At 61.6% G+C, this 2,713-nt stretch carries 2 protein-coding genes; one reads left to right on the forward strand and one right to left on the reverse strand.

The annotated features are described in order from the left end of the window. The first annotated feature begins 1,518 nt into the window (after nt 1-1,518). Nucleotides 1,519-1,776 carry a hypothetical protein gene (locus WN73_RS09275; RefSeq protein ID WP_143279437.1) on the forward strand — a complete coding sequence of 86 codons (258 nt, stop codon included), beginning with the start codon at nt 1,519-1,521 and terminating at the stop codon, nt 1,774-1,776. 30 nt (nt 1,777-1,806) lie between these two features. On the opposite strand, the gene WN73_RS09280 is transcribed toward WN73_RS09275, so the two are convergent. Continuing rightward, a complete protein-coding gene (locus WN73_RS09280; protein WP_271552481.1) occupies nt 1,807-2,127 on the reverse strand; it encodes a hypothetical protein in 321 nt (106 codons plus the stop codon). Nucleotides 2,128-2,713: the final 586 nt, after the last annotated feature.

Below are 2,713 nucleotides of genomic sequence, written 5' to 3' on the forward strand. Positions count from 1 at the left end.
GGATTAACCATGCAAGCAGTATGACCATCGGCGATTTAACTGCGAACAGCATCGCTTCTACCGACGCCGGCAGCATCGATAGCGAAGATCGAAAGACCAGACGCAAGCGCCGGCTGCAGGATGCCGGGAAGGCCAGCACGCCAATCGCTCAAGCGAGGCGGCGCGCCTGAGCAGATGGATAGTACGGTCAGGCTTGCAGCACTTACAGCCAACTGCCCTGTCAGAAGCGAGAGCGGCTCTATGCAGCAGAGCGCGGCCTTGGACAGAACGTTGCCCATGCTCCAGCTGACCGTCGCGAGTGTTCCGCAAAGAAGGGGTAGGAAAAGAGATGGGCCGCGCATCGCTCGGCGCTCCGATTGCGTAGCCTGTTTGACACTCAGGTAGTGCAAGCGCCGGTGGAAGAGGGGGATTGAAGTTCAAGTCGAGCCACGCATGAGCCGACTCTAGCTTCTGAAATAGCCCGCGAAATTGCCAGCCCTACGCGTTAGGCTGATCACCTGGATAAAGGTGCTCTCTTGCGGGAATAAGGGGCGTTGAATAGGCATAGTTTGGTTCGCGGTGTCTAGGGGTAGAACTGGCGATGACGATAGGCAAACCGAAGACTGGTGTGGTTTTGCCAACATCGGGCATGCCGCCTTGTATCCCCGAAAAGGTCCTGCAGGCACCTACCAGGACTGGTTGGCTACACCGGTGCAGCGCCGCAACCGATCCTGTTGCCACTATACGCCCAGAGGTCTGCTAATCTGGCAGATGCACCATGAGCGCGTTTAGCTCATTGGCTGAGTGGCCGCCTCAACGATAAGGCAAGCGATTAGGGTAATATTCGAGCTTTCAGGAGCCATCATGCCCCCTACTATATTTCAAAAGAAAGCAGACTCCGATGACGTACAGCCAGCAGTTTTGAAGTGGAAGTGCTTTCGTGCCTTTGTGGTGGTTTAACGCGGTCATCTTCACAAACGTGGCTGTGAATCTGACATCGAATCCGTCAGCCAACTCCCGGCGCGCCTCCAGGGTCAGGCGCTTCATCTTCCGAAGTGGCGGAGGGACGATCGGCATAGCGCTGATGGATCGTCAGGAGGTCGATCTCATTACACGCCCATGGAGTTTTCGCCCATGCGCTTTGGCGCTGGCGAGCGCCTCTCGCGACAGATAGGCCCATCCCAAAGCGAGCTCGGCCGGCGAGCGCTGCTCGTGTGGGATGATCTTGTGGAATGGCCCATGCCGCTCGCCGCCGACAAGGGCGCCGCAGCTTGTAGGAGCGCTCGAAATTGGCGCTGTCCTAGAGCACGAGCCGAAGGCAAGTCTGTGCGTGAAAGGGATCGGCGGTCATAGGCGGGGCGGCCGACTACCGCATCTGCACCGGACATTCTGCCACCGAGGGTAGGCGCAGCTAAGGGCCGGGTCAATGCGCAGGGCTTGATCCGGTGAGCGCAGTCCGTGCTGATGTCCGAAACCATACGCGTCAAATGTAAGTAGAACGCCAAAGTGTCTGCGCACGCGACATTGAGCGGAAAAATCGTGAGCGATTCCTCTCGTTTGCACTGGCCAAATCATGCAGCAGCTAGCGGCGAGGACGACAGGATGGGAGGTGCGGTTGAATGCAAATCAGACAAGCAAGACGGCGGCGCCGGTCGATGGTCAAAGGCTGCCACCGAGAATGTGAACAAAAAAGTCGTGATCAATCTGAACTCGGCCGGCGAGGGCACGACCTGTGTCGTGGAAGCTCCGTCTCAGATCGTTGATTTAGCTGAGATACGCACCGTCATCGGCATCTAAGTGCAGACGCCCTCGCTAATCGGGCATCTATTACTCGGATCCGTCCGTGATGCCCCTCGGGCGCTTGGCTTCATGCCGCTGGGTTTCATAGGCCGCCGTTATTCCCTCAAGATCTGATTTTAGCTTTTCGAACGCAACTTGCTGCGCATCGAGTGCGGCTGAGCAATTCTTGCTGAATTCCTCACTTTGAAGTTTTCCCTGCTCCATCATTTCGAAGATGGTTCTGTCCTTGCTTTGTCGCGCATCTGAAAGAACCGATCGAATATCCTGTGCATCTCGCTCTACGGCCACTACCGCATCGTTGACCGATGATCGCATCGCCTCCAGCGCATTAGGACTCACGCCCGCCAAGATCGCTTCCCCCAGCGCGCGCCCGCGCCGACAACTGTGTCGATTCTCGAATTGCCCATGTTGTAGTTGCTGGTCTCTTCCACTGAGGACTATAAGGGCAACCGCCGCAGCCTCAGTGATCTGAGGCCGGCAAACTGGACCATTTTTGGCCCCCCCCCCCCCCCCCCCCCCCCCCCCCCCCCCCCCCCCCCCCCCCCCCCCCCCCCCCCCCCCCCCCCCCCCCCCCCCCCCCCCCCCCCCCCCCCCCCCCCCCCCCCCCCCCCCCCCCCCCCCCCCCCCCCCCCCCCCCCCCCCCCCCCCCCCCCCCCCCCCCCCCCCCCCCCCCCCCCCCCCCCCCCCCCCCCCCCCCCCCCCCCCCCCCCCCCCCCCCCCCCCCCCCCCCCCCCCCCCCCCCCCCCCCCCCCCCCCCCCCCCCCCCCCCCCCCCCCCCCCCCGACGCGTTCTGACCGATATCGCCAACGAACTTCGCGAGAAAGGCTTGCTCGACGAAGAGGATTGTTTCATCGACGCGACCTTTGCGATGGTCAAAGGCGGCGGTGCAGAGATCGGCCCAACGAGGCGCGGAAAGGGCTTAAAAATCATGGCG

Source organism: Bradyrhizobium sp. CCBAU 45394 (assembly GCF_028128655.1).
Classification (GTDB): domain Bacteria; phylum Pseudomonadota; class Alphaproteobacteria; order Rhizobiales; family Xanthobacteraceae; genus Bradyrhizobium; species Bradyrhizobium diazoefficiens.